The following is a 14,816-nucleotide window of genomic DNA, read 5'->3' as shown; positions in this document are numbered from 1 at the left end:
TGATCACACACTGAGAACTGTGCAGTTGTCTGCAATCGATGACTGTCGCCCGGAAGTCGACCGACCGCTTCTACCCCGATCGAGACAGCCGGCTCGGGTCGCAAAGCTGCCCTGCCGCTTCCGCCTTCTTCCACGACGTGGCTGGCCCGCTTTGCGTTGCCGGGAAGCGGACATGGGCGGATTCTTACCCTATGCGGCGGCGACCTTCGTGCCAGTCTCTTCGCTTCGATATTCTCCCCATGCCTGCCGCAGGATCTGCACCGCCGACGACAGGAAGATGCCAGCCATAATCGTGGCCATCGCAAGGTCGGGCCAAGCGCTGGTGGTGCTCCAGACGCCGAGCGCCGCAGCCATGACGATCAGGTTGCCGATCGCATCGTTGCGAGAGCAGAGCCACACCGAGCGCACGTTGGCGTCGCCATCCTTGTAGGGCAGGAGTAGGAACACCGAGGCAAGGTTCGCGGCCAGCGCCAGGACGCCGATCGCACCCATGATCTCGGCCTGCGGAACGCCGAGGATCAGCGTGTGGTAGACGGTGGACCCGAACACCCACAGCGCCATCAGCGACAGCGAGACGCCCTTGGCGAGTGCCGCAGTGGCTCGCGTGCGCAGGCTCGCGCCGATCACCGCCAGGCTCAGACCGTAGGTGACGGTATCGGCCAGGAAGTCGAGCGCGTCGGCCTTGAGCGCCTGCGAGCCGGCGATCTGTCCCGCCGACATTTCGGTCACGAACATTGCGCCATTGATCGCGATCACCGTCCACAGGACGCGCTTGTAGCGCGGGTCTACACCGTCGAAGACCGGGACACCCTTCGGGCAGCAGCTATCCTCGACGGTGCCGCATGTCGTCACCTCGACGGTTGGTGTAAAGGTTTTCGTAGGCACGACTAGAGGTGGCGGAGCGCAACAGGCGGTCTCGGGCTTGCAGCAGTTCTCGGACATGGGTGACTCCTTCTCGGGATCACCCTACAATCTCTAGCCACTAGAGCTTCAAGAGCAAAACACTATGAGCATCTCGATTGGCGAGTTGGCGCGGCGGCACTGGGGTCAAGGTGCCGACGATCCGCTACTACGAAGGCGTCGGGCTTCTTCCGACACCGGCACGAACAGAAGGGCGGCAACGGCGCTTCGGTGTGGGCGAGGTCGCCCGACTTAATTTCATTCGCTATGCCCGCGAGCTTGGCTTCGAGGTCGCCGACGTTCGTGAGTTGCTGACGCTCAGCGAGCAGCGGGAGCGTTCCTGCGGCGAGGTGGACGCCATCGCCCGCCGACACGTCGAGAATATTGACCGACGGATTGGTAAGCTGGTGGCGCTGCGCGCCGAGCTGCAACACTCGCTAGATCGGTGTGCGCACGGCACAGTCGAGGAATGCCGGGTGATCGAAGTGCTGGGCGACGGGAACGACAGGGTTTAGCGAAAGGCAGAACAAAGTAGCCCTGTCACACCGGATCAGAATGTCCGCTTCCACAGGTCTTTCGCTCGAAGCGGAAAGACCGGTTTCCCCCCGTCCCGGACGATGAGTTCCGGTATGTCTCCTTATGCGGTGATCTACTTCGGATAGATTATATTATCGGAAGTAGGTGAGATGGGCGGAAAAGGCAGCGGATAGGCCGGAAAGCGCATCTCAGAGGCAGGGTTTCGCTATGACGCAGATCACCTCCATGCTTATACGGTCGCGCTCAATGAGGGAGGTCAGCTTTCGCCCTCATCCCGGACGTGCGACATCGCGGTTTGATTTACAGATAGCAGACAGTCAGGAAATGGCGAGGAAACGGTGCCAGTCTTGTCGTTCCGATCGTCGATTTCAGCCGCTGCGAGGGGAAGGACGCGTGCGTCGTCGTCTGTCCCTATTACGTCTTCGAAATTCGCAAAATCGATCCAGATGATTTCAGACAACTGACCTTCGTCCAGAAGATCAATAATCGAGGTTACCGCGGCAAGGTTGCTTACACCCCCAATGCCGATCGATGCCATGCCTGCGGCTTGTGCCTCAAAGCGTGCCCGGGACGGGCAATCAACCTCGTCAAGGCGACGGCGAGCGCGCCGTGTTCATAACGTCAGCGCACGCAGGTGACACTATTCAAAGGGCCGGCATGGCGCCCCCATCTACCTACAGATCGATACCGGTGATGTAGCGTGTTAGCGGACTGCATAGAAAGGCGACCGCATTCGCGATGTCGTAGGTCTGGCCGACCTTCTGGACAGGCACGGCAAAAATCCCGGCGCTCATAACGACCCGTTCGACTGCAGCCCATGATGCGTCTTTGGTGACGCCGTGATCCTGCGCCATGTGCCGGAAAGCCGCTTCCAGTTTCTCGGAACGGATCGTGCCGGGCGACACGCTATTGACCGTAATCCCATCACCCGCCACCGATTTCGACAGGGAAAGCGTCAGATTGTTGATCGCCGCCTTAGCCGCCGAGTAGTCTGGCCCTGTAGCCGGAGGCATGATGCCGGCAAGGCTCGAGATAATGACGATCCTCCCCCAGCCACCCTTGCGCAGGTTGGGGAGGATGGCGCGCTTCAACCGAACTGCCGCTAATATCTTACGGTCGAACGCTGCTTGCCAAGCGTCGATGGGAGCTTCTTCCCAGAGATGTTTCCCACCAGCCCCCCCCCTGCATTGTTGAAGAGAATATCGAGACCACCTAAGCGCTCATTCACCTCGCATACTAGCGAGGCCGCTGTATTGTTGTCGGTCAGATCACCCAGTACGGCGATAGCGATGCCACCTTTGGCAGTGATGCTATCTACGACACGGCCGGTCCGGACCGCATCCCGTCCATGAACGGCCACAACCGCCCCCTCCTGGGCAAGCGTGCAAACAATGGCCGCGCCGATACCGGGGACACGCGTCTGAGGTTGCTGCGGCAGTGGCCTTTCTTCTGTCGGGAGCTGCAAGCTTCACGACTGGGGCTGACCTGACAGTCGACGGTGGCATGAGCCGTGTCTGAGACCAGATCTATCCTCAATGATTGCCGCATCGTGATTATGGGCAGTGGGCCTGGTGAGCGTCAGGCTGATCTGGTTGAGCCGGGCATGATCTCAGAGTGAGCCCTCTCCGCTTCACTCAGCGTCTGAGCCGCGATAATCGACCAGTCTTTTTCACCATGTCCGGCGGCGATAGCCTCTCCCAGCCGTTCGAAGACCGCCGCGAGCATTGGCAGTTCATGCCCTGTCTCAGCAGCAGCTTCTGTGGCTAACCTCAGATCCTTCAGGCCAAGGCTAGCGCGGAAGCCGGGTTCATAAACCCGTTTCGCGATATTCCGCGAGTAGACCTGATAAGATCTGCTGCCGAACAAGGTGTTGAGAATCAGGTCGAAAAATGCCTCACGCGTGACACCGCTGGCCTCGGTCAGCACGACAGCCTCGGCCATTGCCTCGATTGCCATGGTAATCATCATATTGCAGGCAATTTTGGCCGCGTAAGCCCCGGAGGGATTTCCCCCCATTGGCCAGACACGCTTGCCCAGAACGGCATACACGGGTGCGAGCTTGACCAGATGGGCAGTATCTCCGGCCGCGAGTATCTGCAATGCGCCTTCCGCCGCAACATCAGGCCTGCCAAGGACGGGGCTTGCTACGAAGGCCACCCCATATCGGGCATGAAGCTCTGTCAGTTCGCGAGCAAATGCAGTCGATATCGTAGACATGACAACATGGATCACACCGGAGGGAGCACGTGACACCAAACCCGGATCGACGATCACCGAGCGGATGGCCGCATCATCCGACAGGAGCGTCAGAACGATATCGGCGTTGAACGCCCCGTCCGGTGTCTGCAGCGCGGCAACACCTTCGAGCGTGCGTCCAGAGCGCGTCCAGGCGCAAACGTCATGGCCGTCATGAACCAGATTGGTGGCAATGGCGCGACCCATTGCACCAAGGCCGATCAGGGCAATTTTCATGCTGAGACCTCTGTGTTCGATGCAAGCCATGCCAGCACAGGTGCCAGCGCTGCGTCGGAGTTTCTCTCGTAGATCAGCCCATGCCCGTTACCATATACCCCATGATCCGGAAGGTGCATCACTGTGGCAGAGCCCCCCGCGTCATTGAGGAATGCGGCGGTTGGCGGGCTTGCTGCTGCAAACGCGCTGGCCTCGGCGGTGACAATCAGGATTGGCACATCTGTCAGAGACGGCAGGCGATATGTTCCAGGCGCTGATGCTTGCAGGATTGTCGCGTCCTGCACAGGCGGTTCAAAGGCGAGCGGCGCTGCAGCGACCCCCCAGGTCATCTGGCCGATGTTGGGAATGGTTGCGAAAGGCGGTCCCATCGGCTCGATCGCGATGATGCTGCGTACGAGACTGGGCCTTCGATCGGCGACGAGCCAGCCCTCCGGACCCGAGGCTGAATGTGTCAGCAGGATTGCAGGACCGATCCTGTCCAGAAGCGTCGCGATCCGGTCGGCATCCATAGTCTGGGAAGCACAGAGATCGGCAGGCAACGGTCCGTAGCCAGCGACGAAGTCGTCGAGCGCACCCTCATCATCTACAGCAAACGGCCATTGCGTATGGCGTGGGTCCGTGCCGGGAAAATAGATCTCACGCGCAGATTCATAGGAAAACGGCGGTCCCATCGCACCGGTGATGTCCGTATGTAAAGGAGAGCGCCCATGTCCCGCCCGGTCGATCACGAGGGTAGCGTAGCCTGCCTCGACCAGACGCTGCGCCCATCCCGGCCGACCATCAGGCGTGTCGAACCACTCCGTGCCCTGAAACCCGCCGCCATGCATCAGGATGATCGGATAGGGGCGGATCACGTGTTCGGATGCCTCCCACTCCACATACATGGGCGCGCGCTGATAGCCCCGCCCGGATTGGCTCACGCGCTCGCCCGGGACCCAGAAATGGCCCCGGCGAACACGGCGCAATGGCGCATGCGACCATGGTTGTTCGTAATTCATGTCAGATCCTCAAAGAGGGATTGCGCTCAGGCGAATTGGCTGGAGATCAGTGAACCGGGGGATATCGGCCATGACGGGTGCAGCCTCGGGACTACCGAATGCGCGCCCTATGCTCGGCGCATCGATAAAGCGGCATTCGCAGAGGGCAATCGTCCCGGGAGCATGCTGCGCCGGATAGAATGCAGCGAGCGACACGAGCCCATGGGGCGTAAAGGCATCCCTCACCAGAGGGAGGTGATGCTCGCTATAATATGCCCGGTCGAAACGATCGGCCGGGTCGCCGCGATAGATCACATAGAGCACGGCCTCGTTCATGCCCCGAAGCCGCCATCAATCGTGTGCATGGCGCCCGTTATCCCGCTCGCATGCGGCCCTGCGAGATAGGCGACCAGATGGGCCACATCCTCTGCTGTGCCGTGGCGCTTGAGCGCCATCTCGTCATGCATCGCCTGCACAAGCGGGCCATCATGGGGGTTCATATCCGTGTTGGTCGGCCCGGGCTGCACTACGTTCACCGTAATGTCGCGCGCGCCAAGATCCCTGGCGAGACCTCGCGCAAGGCCCTGCAATGCCGATTTGCTCATCCCGTATGCCGTGATTCCCTCGAATGGCATACGGTCCCCATGCACGGAGCCGATCAGAATGATCCGTCCGCCCTTCTTCATCTGCCGCGCGGCCTCAACGGATGCAAAATAAGGGCCGCGGATATTCACGTCGATCAAATGGTCTACGGAATCAGGATCCAGGGTCAGCGGATCGCCTGGCAGCAGGATGGCGGAATTATAGACCAGAACATCGAGCTGTCCCACGTCACGCATGAGAGTGATCGTCCCATCGCGGTCTGATACGTCGCTGCGGATCGCACGCGCGCCAGTGTTGGCTGCAACGGCTTCAGCCGCAGCCTGGGAGCCGGACCAGGTGAACGATATGTCGTCTCCTTCCGCCGCAAACCGTTCGACGATCGCCCTGCCAATTCCGCGACTACCGCCAATGATCAGAATTTTTCGGGTCCCTGAAGCTGACATCATCGGTTCCTTGCATTTCTTGAACGATCACTACATAAATATCCCGGCATTGCTGTCAAGGATTTTTGAGTGATCGATCAATTATCATCGAAGGCCACGCGTGGACGCCCTCGCCAATTCGACCGGCAGGCGGCTCTCACTGTCGGCCGCGCGCTGTTCCATGTTCATGGCTATGAAGCGTTGGGTATTGCCGCCATCACCGAGGCACTGGGTGTGAGACCAGCCAGCTTTTATGCTGCCTTTGGGAGCAAGGCTGCGTATTTCGAGCAGATCGCAGAAGCGTATGCCTCTGACGTTCTCCCACTTGACGCGTTTTTTTGCGAAGACCGTCCTATCATTGATAGCATCTCTGATCTTTTGAGCGCAGCCGCACGGGAATACACAGCCCACGAAAATCAGGTGGGGTGCCTGATTCTGGAGGCGCTACGGGCCGATAGTGGCGACGAGGGACGACGCATCGCCATGCGTATCGCCCACACCCGTCGCGAAAAGCTGGAGGCATCGATCGCCCATGGTGCACCAGCGGTAGCTGTGATCGCGACCGACGTGGTGTCAGTGACTATGGCCGGTATGTCGGCTGCTGCACGCGATGGTATTGGCTATGCTCGCTTGAAACAGGTAGCGACGGTTGCAATTGCAGGGCTACGATCGCTCATCGGCGAAAGCCTGCAGGTGGCCGTTATACCCTGAAGGCCATTAGGCTCAGGACCCATTGATTTGAATACAGAAATCTGATTCAGGCTCTGCAAGGAGAATGAAGATGAGCGATCTGTTTTGGCTGACGGACGAACAAATGGAGCGTCTACGGCCGTTCTTTTCCAGGAGCCACGGTAAACCTCGCGTCGATGACCGCCGTGTGCTGAGTGGGATCATTTTCGTGAACCGCAATGGCCTGCGCTGGCGTGATGCGCCCCGGGAATACGGTCCACACAAGACACTCTGCAACCGCTGGAAGCGCTGGAGTGCAATGGGGATCTTCATCCGCATGATGGAAGGACTGGCCGCCGGAAAGGCAGAGCCTCAGACCATCATGATTGATGCGACCTATCTCAAGGCACATCGCATGGCGTCGAGCCTGCGGGTAAAAAGGGGGGGTCAGGCCGCCTGATCGGGCGCACCAAGGGGGGGCATGAATACGAAGTTGCATGCTGTCGCCGACCGGAACGGACGTCCGCTCGACTTCTTCATGACAGCGGGCCAGATCAGTGATTACACCGGTGCTGCTGCCCTTCTGGACAGTCTTCCGGCAGCCCAATGGATGTTGGCAGACCGGGGCTATGATGCTGACTGGTTCAGGGATGCCCTGGAGGAAAAAGGGATCAAACCCTGCATTCCGGGACGGAAATCCCGCGGGAAGCCGGTAAAATACGACAAGCGGAAATACAAAGGCCGCAATCGTATCGAGATCATGTTCGGAAGGCTCAAGGACTGGAGACGGGTCGCGACACGCTATGACAGATGCCCGACCGTCTTCTTCTCGGCCATCTATCTCGCCGCAACCGTCATATTCTGGCTATGAGTCCTGAGCCTACGGGCTCGCTCGGGCATCATTCGACAATATCGTAGCTACAGCATCCCGCAGCCATACGGAGGCCGGATCGCGGTTATTGCGAGCTGACCAGACCATTGACACTGCCGGAATGCGCAAATCCAGCGGCACCGGCCGCAGCGTCAGACCGAAATGGGCCGCATGCTGGTACGCGATCTGGCTGGGTAGCGTCGCCAGAACTGGCGCCGCTGCAGCCGCGGCGAGTGCAGTCAGGAAATCCGATGCGGCCAGGACGACGTTGAGTTCCTCGCCAATCTCAGTCAGCGCTTCCGATAAACATCCCTGAATGTCGTCCTTCAACGTCATGAGAACATGGGGCAGCGCAAGATAGCGCTCGACCGTGAGCGGCGCATCGGGGTCGATCAGATCGGAGTTGAAGCAACACGCGAGCGACTGTTCATACAAAGGCATTCCACAATGGCGCTCCAAGCCAAAATCGAAACACCCGACCGCGATGTCCAGCGCGCCGGTGTCCAGCAGCGCGTGCACTTCACTGCGCGGCGAACCTCGTGACAGCAGCCGCATCCCCGGCGCATGACGCTGCAGATAAGCTGCCAGTTTCGGCATCAAGAAGACTTCCAGTTCGGATGAAAAGCCGAAGCGGAAAATTCGCTGTTCCGTCACGGGATCAAACCGATCCTCAGCTGTCAGGATACCCTGAGCCTGCCTCAATAGGTTACCGACATGCGGCGCCATGGCAGCCGCTTTGGCAGTCGGCTGCATCACGGCCCCTGTTCTCACCAGCACATCATCCACCAATAACACCCTGAGTGTGGCCAGCGCATGGCTCATCGCCGGTTGCTGGATGCGCAAACGGTGCGCCGCCTTCGTGACGCTGCATTCCGATACGAGCGCATCGAAAGCGATCAGGAGATTGAGGTCAAAGGAGCGGAGATTGAAATGGTCGATGGGCTGCATGCGTCAGATCGATTTGTATGATGGTCCGCCGCACCCTAGCTTTTGATGTGACACAAAACAATCGGATCAAGGCCAATCATGACAGCGGCTTTTCAGGTGGGCGACGCCCGCATTACGCGCATTCCCGAACTGCAGTGGGATAATGCCGATCCCAAAAGACTGTATCCGGATATCGATGCCGAGGCATTAGCGACGTTCGGTCCGTCTTTGACACCAGGATCCTTTGACGCCGCGACCGGCAAGCTTGCTCAAGGAACCCACGCATGGCTTGTCCAGTTCCCGGACATCAATATCCTCATCGATACGGCCACCGGTAACGACAAGCCCCTGCCGGACGCGCCGGCCCTGGATCATCTGCACACGCCGTTCCTTGATCGCCTCGCTGCAGCAGGCGTCCGGCCCGAGCAAATCGAGGCTGTGCTGCATACGCATATCCACGCCGATCATGTCGGATGGAACACCCGTCTGCACGGTGGAAAATGGGTGCCCACCTTCCCGAACGCGCGTCATATCTGTTCGGCGATCGAAGCCCGCTACGGTGCAGCCAATGACGGCATCGATCCCGCGCCGGATCTGCCACCTGATATTTTGGGATCACCCGATCATCGTCCCCTACCCCGTGTCTACACGGATAGCATGCTTCCCGTCATTGAAGCCGGGCTCGGCCGCGCCATCAGGATCGACGGTCGGGAGATTCTTGCAGGCTTTTCCTTTCATCCCACCCCGGGTCACAGCATCGACCACGCCTCGATCCGCCTGCATTCGCGGGGTGAGGAAGCATGGTTCACGGGAGATGTCATGCATCATCCTCTTCAGGTCTACCGCCCCGATCTGCGCTCCGTTTACCGCGAGTTCATTCAACCTGCCGAACGCTCGCGCCGATGGTTTCTTGAAAAGGCCACCGAGAGCGGAAGTCTGTGTTTCACCAGCCATTTCGCGGAAACGGGTGCTGGCTACGTCAGACGTCGCGGGAACGAATTCTCATGGGAGTTTGCGCAACCCACTGAAGGAGAAATCGGATGACTGACCTGCTGACGGAAAACCTGCATATCCCTAGCGATACCGCTGGCATTGCGCTCCATCTGCGTCACAAGCGCCGCAAAGATATCCAGACATTCGGTCCAAAACGCACCATCTTGCTGATGCATGGCGCGACATTGCCGTCAGAGAGTCTTTTCGACGTTCCTGTCCATGACGGGTCATTCATGGACAGCCTCGCCCAGGACGGGTTCGACGTCTACGCGCTCAATGTTCGTGGTTACGGCGGCTCGACGCGGCCTGTTGGTATGGAGGGCGCACCAGAAGATGCACCGCCGCAGGTCAGAACCGAGACGGCCGTGCGCGATCTGGGAACCGCTGTCGATTACATCCTGACGAAACACACCCTCCCCCGCCTGTGCCTGATCGGCATGTCCTGGGGTGGCACGGTGACGGGAGCCTATACGGCGGCCCATAACGACAAGGTCGAAAAGCTGACGCTGATCGCACCGCAATGGATCAATGACGGAGTTTCCCGGCTCGATCCCGGCGGCCCTGTCAACGCATATCGGCGCTTCAATGTCCAGGCATTCCGCCAACGCTGGCTTGAGGGCGTGCCTGAACACAAACGTGATTGTATCCTCCCGAACGGATGGTTCGAGCAATGGGCTACGATCATTCTCGCCAGCGACCCAGCCGCACAGGATGGCATTATCCGCGCGCCCGCAGGTGTGATTCAGGATGTCCGCGAATACTGGTCCGCCGGAAAAGCCTTCTACGAACCCGAAAAAATTACTGTCCCGGTCCTTCTGCTGCATGCTGAATGGGACCGCGACGTAACCCTCAATCAAATGGTCGCCCTGTTTCCACGCTTCCGGAACGCGCCCTATCGGCGCTGGATCGAGATTGGGGAGGGAACACACATGGTAGTCATGGAGCAGAACCGCTGGCAGGTTCTCGAGAGTATAAAGGCTTTCTTAGCTTAAGTCGGATCGGTTCAGAGGTAATTACCTGTGAGCTTTTGAAATAGGTACTTCGGGCCGTCCTCCCGCTGCTTCCCGGCTCCCCTTAACCTGATTCAGGTAGATTAGATTATCGGAAGTAGGTGGGACGCGCGGAAAACGGCAGCGGACGGGCCGAGAAGCGTGTCTCAGAGGCGCGGTTTTTATGCAGCGCAGACCATCTCCCTGCCAGTACGGCCGTGCTCAATGAAGGATGTCAGCTTTCGCCTTCAAGCCAAACGTTCAATCGATCTATTTGTCTTCGACAAAGCGGACATAAGCGTTGTCCGAATGATACTTGACGGCATGCTCGATATTTCGGTGCAGAGCAAAACGTCAGCTGTCAAGCTGATGTAAGACGGGAAGGCCATCTGTTTATTTTTCAGGATATTCCCATGTCACTTCCTGACACGCTCACCATTTCTCCCTCCGTCCTCTATTTCGGTACGCCTGTGGCACTCGTTGGCACGGCAGGAAGCCACGCTAACGCGAATATTTCGCCCGCTTCCTCACTCTGGGCTTTGGGACAGACCATTGTGCTGGGGCTGGGTACAACCGGATGCACGCTCGCCAATCTTCGTGAAAGAGAAGAGTGTACAATCAATCTTCCATCGGCTGATCTGTGGCCTAAAGTCGAAGCGATTGCTCGAACGACGGGAAGTTCGCCCGTTCCCCCGGAGAAGACTGCAATGGGGTATGTCCACCATCCGGACAAGTTCGCCCTGGGAGGCTTTACACCCGTGCCTTCCGAGACGGTCAGGGCTCCACGCGTCGCCGAATGTCCTCTGCAACTGGAGTGCCGCCTCTCGGCGCTTCATGGTGATGAGTCCCGAGGATTTGTCCTCGTCGACCTGACGGTAAAGCGCGTTCATGCTCATCGCGATATCGTCGTCGGCAGGACGCATCATATCGACACAAGCCGCTGGCATCCCCTCTTCTTTATTTTTCGAGAATACTTCGGCGATGCGCGCCCCTTAGGTCGAAATTTTCGTGCAGGCCGCTGAAAGCCTTTCTCAGAAACACGCCCAGAGATCGGCCACTCGTTGCGCTTCTTCCGGCCTGTCCGTAACCAGAACAAGCTGGTGGTCATGATCGCTATAAAGCGTTTCGATATTGACACCTGCGTCAGCCATGCGCCCGGTCAGAATGCCAAGCTGCCCCGGCACCGCCTGTTTGAGAAGCAGAAGAACAACCTCCCGGACACGCCCGACCGTTATTCCTGCGTTGCCCAGAGCCTTGCTGGCTGCTGCCCCGTCTTTAAACAGGAAGTGCGCCACGCCTCTGCCATTGGTCACCCACGCACCTCCCCCTTCAACACTGATCCCTGCCTGGCCGAGGGCAGTCCCCATCCGCCCCAAAGAGCCAGGACAGTCTTCAAGAAGAATTTCCACATCAAACATGATCATTCTCCACGGCTGCATGGACTACCCTGCTATCGGACGGTGCTTCTTCCCGGTCGCTCAGCCCATAATTCCGGACAACCTGCGCAACCCGCAAACGATAATCCGAAAATACGCCGCCCCGCCCTGCCGCCTGTGCCATGCGCTGACAGACTTCTCCAGGCTGCAACGGCGTTTTCGTCCCGGAAAAACGATAATGACAGCAGCTTGTCCGGGTCAGTCAGACTCTGGAAGCGCTCGACTGAGACAAACCCCTCAACGGTCTCGAGTTCGGACTTCAGATGCGCAGCTAACGACGCATACTGCTTTTTCCTCGCCGTGTAGGCCATGCTTCGAACAGAACAGCGATCATACTGGGTCTCCCGGTTGTTTCGGGATGATCTTAGGAGCTTGAGACGTCCGGATGTTTCGGTGCAGATCAAAGCATGAAAGACGGTCCGGACATCGCGCGAATTGCGGCTCTGATTGGCGATCCTGTACGCATTAACATTCTGACAGCCCTCATGTCTGGCAAAGCCCTGACCGCGACTGAACTGGCCTCTGAAGCAGGCATTTCAGCGCCGACAGTCTCAGGTCACGTCCGGAAGTTGATGGATGGTGGTCTGATTATTGGATGCAACCAGGGACGACATCGTTATTTCCAGCTGGCCGGTTCCAATGTTGCGAACCTGCTGGAAGTCATCATGGGATTTGCAGCGTCTCAGGGGCATTTGAGAACGCGCCCCGGACCTAGAGATCCCGCCCTACGAGCCGCGCGCATCCGCTACAGGCATCTGGCAGGTAAAGCGGGCGTGCGGATGTACGAAAGCCTTCTGGCTCGGGCATTTTTGGTTCTCGATGAAGACGCGTTAAGCCTCACCCCGCAGGGAGAGAGTTTTCTTCTTTCACTGGGAGTGGACCTGGCAGCTTTATCGAAGAAGCGTCCCCCGCAGTGCCGGAACTGTCTGAACTGGAGTGAACGCCGCTATCACCTTGGAGGTCCATTAGGCAGAAGTCTTATGGACTTCATTTTTCAAAAGGGGTGGGCAACCCAGCTTCCCCATAGCCGAACGATCCAGTTTACTCAGACGGGACAGAAGGCATTCGAAAGGATGTTTCCCCTTTAAAGCACGGTGAAAAACTAGTTTTTCCCTCAACTGAGACATTCGGCCCAGAAATATTGCCCGTCTGTTGATCGGGTTAATTCCTCCCAGTCCATGATTTCTTTTTCGAGCTGAGCGAGACGTTCACGAACCAAACGCAGAGCATCGCTACCCAAGAGGAGTTGCGGTGGAGGAATGTCCGACGCAACGAGCTGAAGGACGGCGGCGGCGAGTTTCGTCGGATCACCCAACTGCTTACCGTCCTTCTCGTGGCGAGCAGCCCGGATCGGATCGAACAGAGCATTATAGTCTGTAATTGAGCGCTCGGTCCGGACCATTGAACGCCCGGCCCAGTCCGTGCGGAAGGATCCAGGGCATAGCGCGGTGACATGAACCCCAAAAGGCGCCATTTCCGCGCGCATGACCTCCGAAATGCCCTGCAAAGCGAATTTGCTGCCACAGTAATACGAGATACCCGGCATGGTGATCAGACCACCCATTGATGTCACGTTCACTATAAACCCACTGCGGCGTTCGCGAAAACGCGGCAGGAAGGCTTTGGCGACAGCAACAGCTCCGAAGACATTGACGTCGAACTGGCGGCGCATTTCCTCGAGAGGAGTTTCCTCCAGAATGCCTTCATGTCCATAGCCGGCATTGTTGATGAGCACATCGACGGGGCCGTGGTATTGTTCTGCTTGTGCGACGATGGAGGCAATACGATCGAAGTCGGTTACGTCACACAGGATCGCGCGAACATTCGGCAGTTGCTCCAGTAAAGACGCTCCTGTGGTTTGCGACCGGACCGTACCAATCACCTGATGACCGGCCTCAAGGGCGGCCTGGGCAATGGCCAAGCCAAATCCCGAGTTGGCGCCAGTGATAAAGAAGGTTTTTTGTGGCATGGCTCTGCTCGACTGGATTTCGTTCATGCCCCGACCAATAATAGCGTATTGCGGTGCTCTCCACTGCGATTTCTCTAATATCCTTGCCTGATCCTATGAATTATCAATCAGATACCTTTTCGCTCCTCGCACTGGCTGCGGAACTCGCACCGCGATCTGGCTACAGCGCCACGTCTTTACCGAGTATCCGTATCCTGCGTTCCGAGACCATTCTTGAAGATGTGCCGGTTCTTTATCGCCCCGGTGCGGTTTTCGTACTGCAGGGGTTCAAGCAGGGTTTTCTCAATGGCGAAATCTACCGATATGATGCCGAGCATTATCTTGCCGTTTCGATCCCTGTGCCTTTCCGGATGGCTTCGCAGGCTAGCCCTGATCAGCCTCTGCTTGCCATTTATTTCGATTTTGACCTGCATCTTGCTGCTGAAATAGCGACGGCTCTGCAGGGACAAGCCGGTCATGACGAAAGAATGCAGGCGCGAAGTCTGATTTCAAGTCGAATGGCACCCACCATGACGGATGTACTCCAACGCCTGCTCCATGCTCTCCACCACCCACAGGAACTCGCTATTCTCGGCCCGGGGCTATTGCGTGAATTGCATTACCGCATCCTGGTCGGGCCACAGGGCGGATCGCTGATGGCAGCGTTGCGTCGTAATGACACAACAGACAGGATCGTGCAGAGCCTCGCGCTGATCCGCGAACGCTACAAGGAAGGCCTATCGGTTTCGGAACTCGCTGTAACAGCCGGTATGAGCGTTCCATCATTTCACGTCGGCTTTAAGCGCCTCACCGGGAACACCCCGATTCAATATCTCAAAGCGCTGCGGCTGCACGAAGCAAGGCTGATGATCGCACGACGTCAGGGAACACTTGCAACGATCGCCTCAGAAGTCGGCTATGCCAGTCCTGCCCAGTTCAGCCGGGACTTCAAACGCTATTTTTATCGCACCCCAAGCGAGGAGGCCAAATGGATGCGAGAACATTTGGGAGAGCCAATACAGGCTTGACGCGCAAATCCCGCGTTGAGGTGGGCTGGTTATTTGCCAGTGCT

The 14,816-nt window shown here is 58.2% G+C and carries 19 protein-coding genes and 2 pseudogenes; 10 read left to right on the top strand and 11 right to left on the bottom strand.

What is annotated here, in order from left to right:
• Positions 1–189: 189 nt before the first annotated feature.
• On the bottom strand, positions 190–942 hold the full coding sequence (locus tag P5689_RS01020) for a cation transporter (protein ID WP_285531759.1): 753 nt from the start codon (positions 940–942) through the stop codon (positions 190–192).
• Between the two features lie 64 nt (positions 943–1,006).
• Here P5689_RS01020 and P5689_RS01015 point away from each other — a divergent pair.
• Positions 1,007–1,415 (top strand): annotated as a pseudogene (locus P5689_RS01015) (MerR family transcriptional regulator).
• Positions 1,416–1,795: 380 nt separating this feature from the next.
• The gene (locus tag P5689_RS15520) at positions 1,796–2,056 is read left to right on the top strand and encodes a 4Fe-4S dicluster domain-containing protein (RefSeq protein WP_352230613.1); all 261 of its coding nucleotides are present in this window, start codon (positions 1,796–1,798) and stop codon (positions 2,054–2,056) included.
• 55 nt (positions 2,057–2,111) lie between these two features.
• Here P5689_RS15520 and P5689_RS01005 read toward each other — a convergent pair whose 3' ends face one another.
• Both P5689_RS01005 and P5689_RS01000 read right to left on the bottom strand, forming a co-directional pair.
• Complete coding sequence (locus P5689_RS01005; protein WP_285531813.1) at positions 2,112–2,546, bottom strand: SDR family oxidoreductase; 435 nt, start codon at positions 2,544–2,546, stop codon at positions 2,112–2,114.
• Positions 2,540–2,902, bottom strand: coding sequence for an SDR family oxidoreductase (locus tag P5689_RS01000; protein WP_211199155.1), 363 nt, complete (start codon positions 2,900–2,902; stop codon positions 2,540–2,542). Before P5689_RS01000 ends, P5689_RS01005 begins: the two co-directional genes overlap by 7 nt.
• Here P5689_RS01000 and P5689_RS00995 point away from each other — a divergent pair.
• The gene (locus tag P5689_RS00995) at positions 2,875–2,955 is read left to right on the top strand and encodes a hypothetical protein (RefSeq protein ID WP_081866809.1); all 81 of its coding nucleotides are present in this window, start codon (positions 2,875–2,877) and stop codon (positions 2,953–2,955) included. The two genes, P5689_RS01000 and P5689_RS00995, sit on opposite strands and share 28 nt — an antisense overlap.
• Positions 2,956–3,015: 60 nt before the next feature.
• Here P5689_RS00995 and P5689_RS00990 read toward each other — a convergent pair whose 3' ends face one another.
• Genes P5689_RS00990 through bdcA form a run of 4 tightly spaced genes read right to left on the bottom strand, consistent with a single transcriptional unit; the run spans position 3,016 to position 5,932 of the window.
• Complete coding sequence (locus tag P5689_RS00990) at positions 3,016–3,909, bottom strand: NAD(P)-dependent oxidoreductase (protein ID WP_285531756.1); 894 nt, start codon at positions 3,907–3,909, stop codon at positions 3,016–3,018.
• A complete protein-coding gene (locus P5689_RS00985) occupies positions 3,906–4,907 on the bottom strand; it encodes an alpha/beta fold hydrolase (protein WP_023977138.1) in 1,002 nt (333 codons plus the stop codon). The genes P5689_RS00990 and P5689_RS00985 overlap by 4 nt, the downstream gene beginning before the upstream one ends.
• A 9-nt stretch (positions 4,908–4,916) precedes the next feature.
• A complete protein-coding gene (locus P5689_RS00980; RefSeq protein ID WP_023977137.1) occupies positions 4,917–5,222 on the bottom strand; it encodes an EthD family reductase in 306 nt (101 codons plus the stop codon).
• The gene (gene bdcA / locus P5689_RS00975) at positions 5,219–5,932 is read right to left on the bottom strand and encodes an SDR family oxidoreductase (RefSeq protein WP_023977136.1); all 714 of its coding nucleotides are present in this window, start codon (positions 5,930–5,932) and stop codon (positions 5,219–5,221) included. The genes P5689_RS00980 and bdcA overlap by 4 nt, the downstream gene beginning before the upstream one ends.
• 69 nt (positions 5,933–6,001) lie before the next feature.
• Between bdcA and P5689_RS00970 the strand changes: the two genes are divergently transcribed.
• Positions 6,002–6,622 (top strand): TetR/AcrR family transcriptional regulator, encoded by a 621-nt coding sequence (locus P5689_RS00970; RefSeq protein ID WP_023977135.1) that lies wholly within the window; start codon positions 6,002–6,004, stop codon positions 6,620–6,622.
• 70 nt (positions 6,623–6,692) lie between these two features.
• Positions 6,693–7,451 (top strand): annotated as a pseudogene (locus P5689_RS00965) (IS5 family transposase).
• A 9-nt stretch (positions 7,452–7,460) separates the two neighbouring features.
• Here P5689_RS00965 and P5689_RS00960 read toward each other — a convergent pair.
• Positions 7,461–8,399: a LysR substrate-binding domain-containing protein gene (locus P5689_RS00960; RefSeq protein ID WP_031239814.1), complete on the bottom strand. Its 939-nt coding sequence runs from the start codon at positions 8,397–8,399 to the stop codon at positions 7,461–7,463.
• A 78-nt stretch (positions 8,400–8,477) separates the two neighbouring features.
• Between P5689_RS00960 and P5689_RS00955 the strand changes: the two genes are divergently transcribed.
• The 3 genes from P5689_RS00955 to P5689_RS00945 all read left to right on the top strand — a co-directional run bounded on the left by P5689_RS00955 (position 8,478) and on the right by P5689_RS00945 (position 11,382).
• Positions 8,478–9,422 (top strand): MBL fold metallo-hydrolase, encoded by a 945-nt coding sequence (locus P5689_RS00955; RefSeq protein ID WP_285531754.1) that lies wholly within the window; start codon positions 8,478–8,480, stop codon positions 9,420–9,422.
• A complete protein-coding gene (locus P5689_RS00950; RefSeq protein ID WP_285531753.1) occupies positions 9,419–10,363 on the top strand; it encodes an alpha/beta fold hydrolase in 945 nt (314 codons plus the stop codon). The genes P5689_RS00955 and P5689_RS00950 overlap by 4 nt, the downstream gene beginning before the upstream one ends.
• A gap of 410 nt (positions 10,364–10,773) precedes the next feature.
• On the top strand, positions 10,774–11,382 hold the full coding sequence (locus P5689_RS00945) for a flavin reductase family protein (protein ID WP_285531752.1): 609 nt from the start codon (positions 10,774–10,776) through the stop codon (positions 11,380–11,382).
• Between the two features lie 9 nt (positions 11,383–11,391).
• Here the strand turns inward: P5689_RS00945 and P5689_RS00940 are convergent, their stop codons facing one another.
• Together P5689_RS00940 and P5689_RS00935 are read right to left on the bottom strand one after the other, a co-directional pair.
• A complete protein-coding gene (locus tag P5689_RS00940) occupies positions 11,392–11,778 on the bottom strand; it encodes an amino acid-binding ACT domain-containing protein (RefSeq protein ID WP_285531751.1) in 387 nt (128 codons plus the stop codon).
• Positions 11,779–11,810: 32 nt separating this feature from the next.
• Complete coding sequence (locus P5689_RS00935) at positions 11,811–12,107, bottom strand: antibiotic biosynthesis monooxygenase (protein ID WP_336718733.1); 297 nt, start codon at positions 12,105–12,107, stop codon at positions 11,811–11,813.
• A gap of 96 nt (positions 12,108–12,203) precedes the next feature.
• Here P5689_RS00935 and P5689_RS00930 point away from each other — a divergent pair, with 96 nt between their 5' ends.
• Complete coding sequence (locus P5689_RS00930; RefSeq protein WP_285531750.1) at positions 12,204–12,884, top strand: winged helix-turn-helix domain-containing protein; 681 nt, start codon at positions 12,204–12,206, stop codon at positions 12,882–12,884.
• A 26-nt stretch (positions 12,885–12,910) separates the two neighbouring features.
• On the opposite strand, the gene P5689_RS00925 is transcribed toward P5689_RS00930, so the two are convergent.
• Complete coding sequence (locus P5689_RS00925; protein ID WP_285531749.1) at positions 12,911–13,792, bottom strand: oxidoreductase; 882 nt, start codon at positions 13,790–13,792, stop codon at positions 12,911–12,913.
• Positions 13,793–13,860: 68 nt separating this feature from the next.
• On the opposite strand from P5689_RS00925, the gene P5689_RS00920 reads away from it, so the two are divergent.
• The gene (locus tag P5689_RS00920) at positions 13,861–14,772 is read left to right on the top strand and encodes an AraC family transcriptional regulator (RefSeq protein ID WP_285531748.1); all 912 of its coding nucleotides are present in this window, start codon (positions 13,861–13,863) and stop codon (positions 14,770–14,772) included.
• The last annotated feature ends 44 nt before the right edge of the window (positions 14,773–14,816 follow it).

The sequence above is a fragment of the Asaia sp. HumB genome (assembly GCF_030263835.1).
Taxonomy (GTDB): domain Bacteria; phylum Pseudomonadota; class Alphaproteobacteria; order Acetobacterales; family Acetobacteraceae; genus Asaia; species Asaia bogorensis.
Note: the sequence above shows the minus strand (reverse complement) of the source record. Positions and strands in the feature narration are given on the sequence as shown.

What these genes read in the sequence shown, in the direction of transcription:
- P5689_RS01020 (WP_285531759.1), bottom strand. Translation starts at nt 942, where the DNA reads ATGTCCGAGAACTGCTGCAAGCCCGAGACCGCCTGTTGCGCTCCGCCA.
- P5689_RS00990 (WP_285531756.1), bottom strand. Translation starts at nt 3,909, where the DNA reads ATGAAAATTGCCCTGATCGGCCTTGGTGCAATGGGTCGCGCCATTGCC.
- P5689_RS00985 (WP_023977138.1), bottom strand. Translation starts at nt 4,907, where the DNA reads ATGAATTACGAACAACCATGGTCGCATGCGCCATTGCGCCGTGTTCGC.
- P5689_RS00980 (WP_023977137.1), bottom strand. Translation starts at nt 5,222, where the DNA reads ATGAACGAGGCCGTGCTCTATGTGATCTATCGCGGCGACCCGGCCGAT.
- bdcA (WP_023977136.1), bottom strand. Translation starts at nt 5,932, where the DNA reads ATGTCAGCTTCAGGGACCCGAAAAATTCTGATCATTGGCGGTAGTCGC.
- P5689_RS00960 (WP_031239814.1), bottom strand. Translation starts at nt 8,399, where the DNA reads ATGCAGCCCATCGACCATTTCAATCTCCGCTCCTTTGACCTCAATCTC.
- P5689_RS00955 (WP_285531754.1), top strand. Translation starts at nt 8,478, where the DNA reads ATGACAGCGGCTTTTCAGGTGGGCGACGCCCGCATTACGCGCATTCCC.
- P5689_RS00950 (WP_285531753.1), top strand. Translation starts at nt 9,419, where the DNA reads ATGACTGACCTGCTGACGGAAAACCTGCATATCCCTAGCGATACCGCT.
- P5689_RS00945 (WP_285531752.1), top strand. Translation starts at nt 10,774, where the DNA reads ATGTCACTTCCTGACACGCTCACCATTTCTCCCTCCGTCCTCTATTTC.
- P5689_RS00940 (WP_285531751.1), bottom strand. Translation starts at nt 11,778, where the DNA reads ATGTTTGATGTGGAAATTCTTCTTGAAGACTGTCCTGGCTCTTTGGGG.
- P5689_RS00935 (WP_336718733.1), bottom strand. Translation starts at nt 12,107, where the DNA reads ATGGCCTACACGGCGAGGAAAAAGCAGTATGCGTCGTTAGCTGCGCAT.
- P5689_RS00930 (WP_285531750.1), top strand. Translation starts at nt 12,204, where the DNA reads ATGAAAGACGGTCCGGACATCGCGCGAATTGCGGCTCTGATTGGCGAT.
- P5689_RS00925 (WP_285531749.1), bottom strand. Translation starts at nt 13,792, where the DNA reads ATGAACGAAATCCAGTCGAGCAGAGCCATGCCACAAAAAACCTTCTTT.
- P5689_RS00920 (WP_285531748.1), top strand. Translation starts at nt 13,861, where the DNA reads ATGAATTATCAATCAGATACCTTTTCGCTCCTCGCACTGGCTGCGGAA.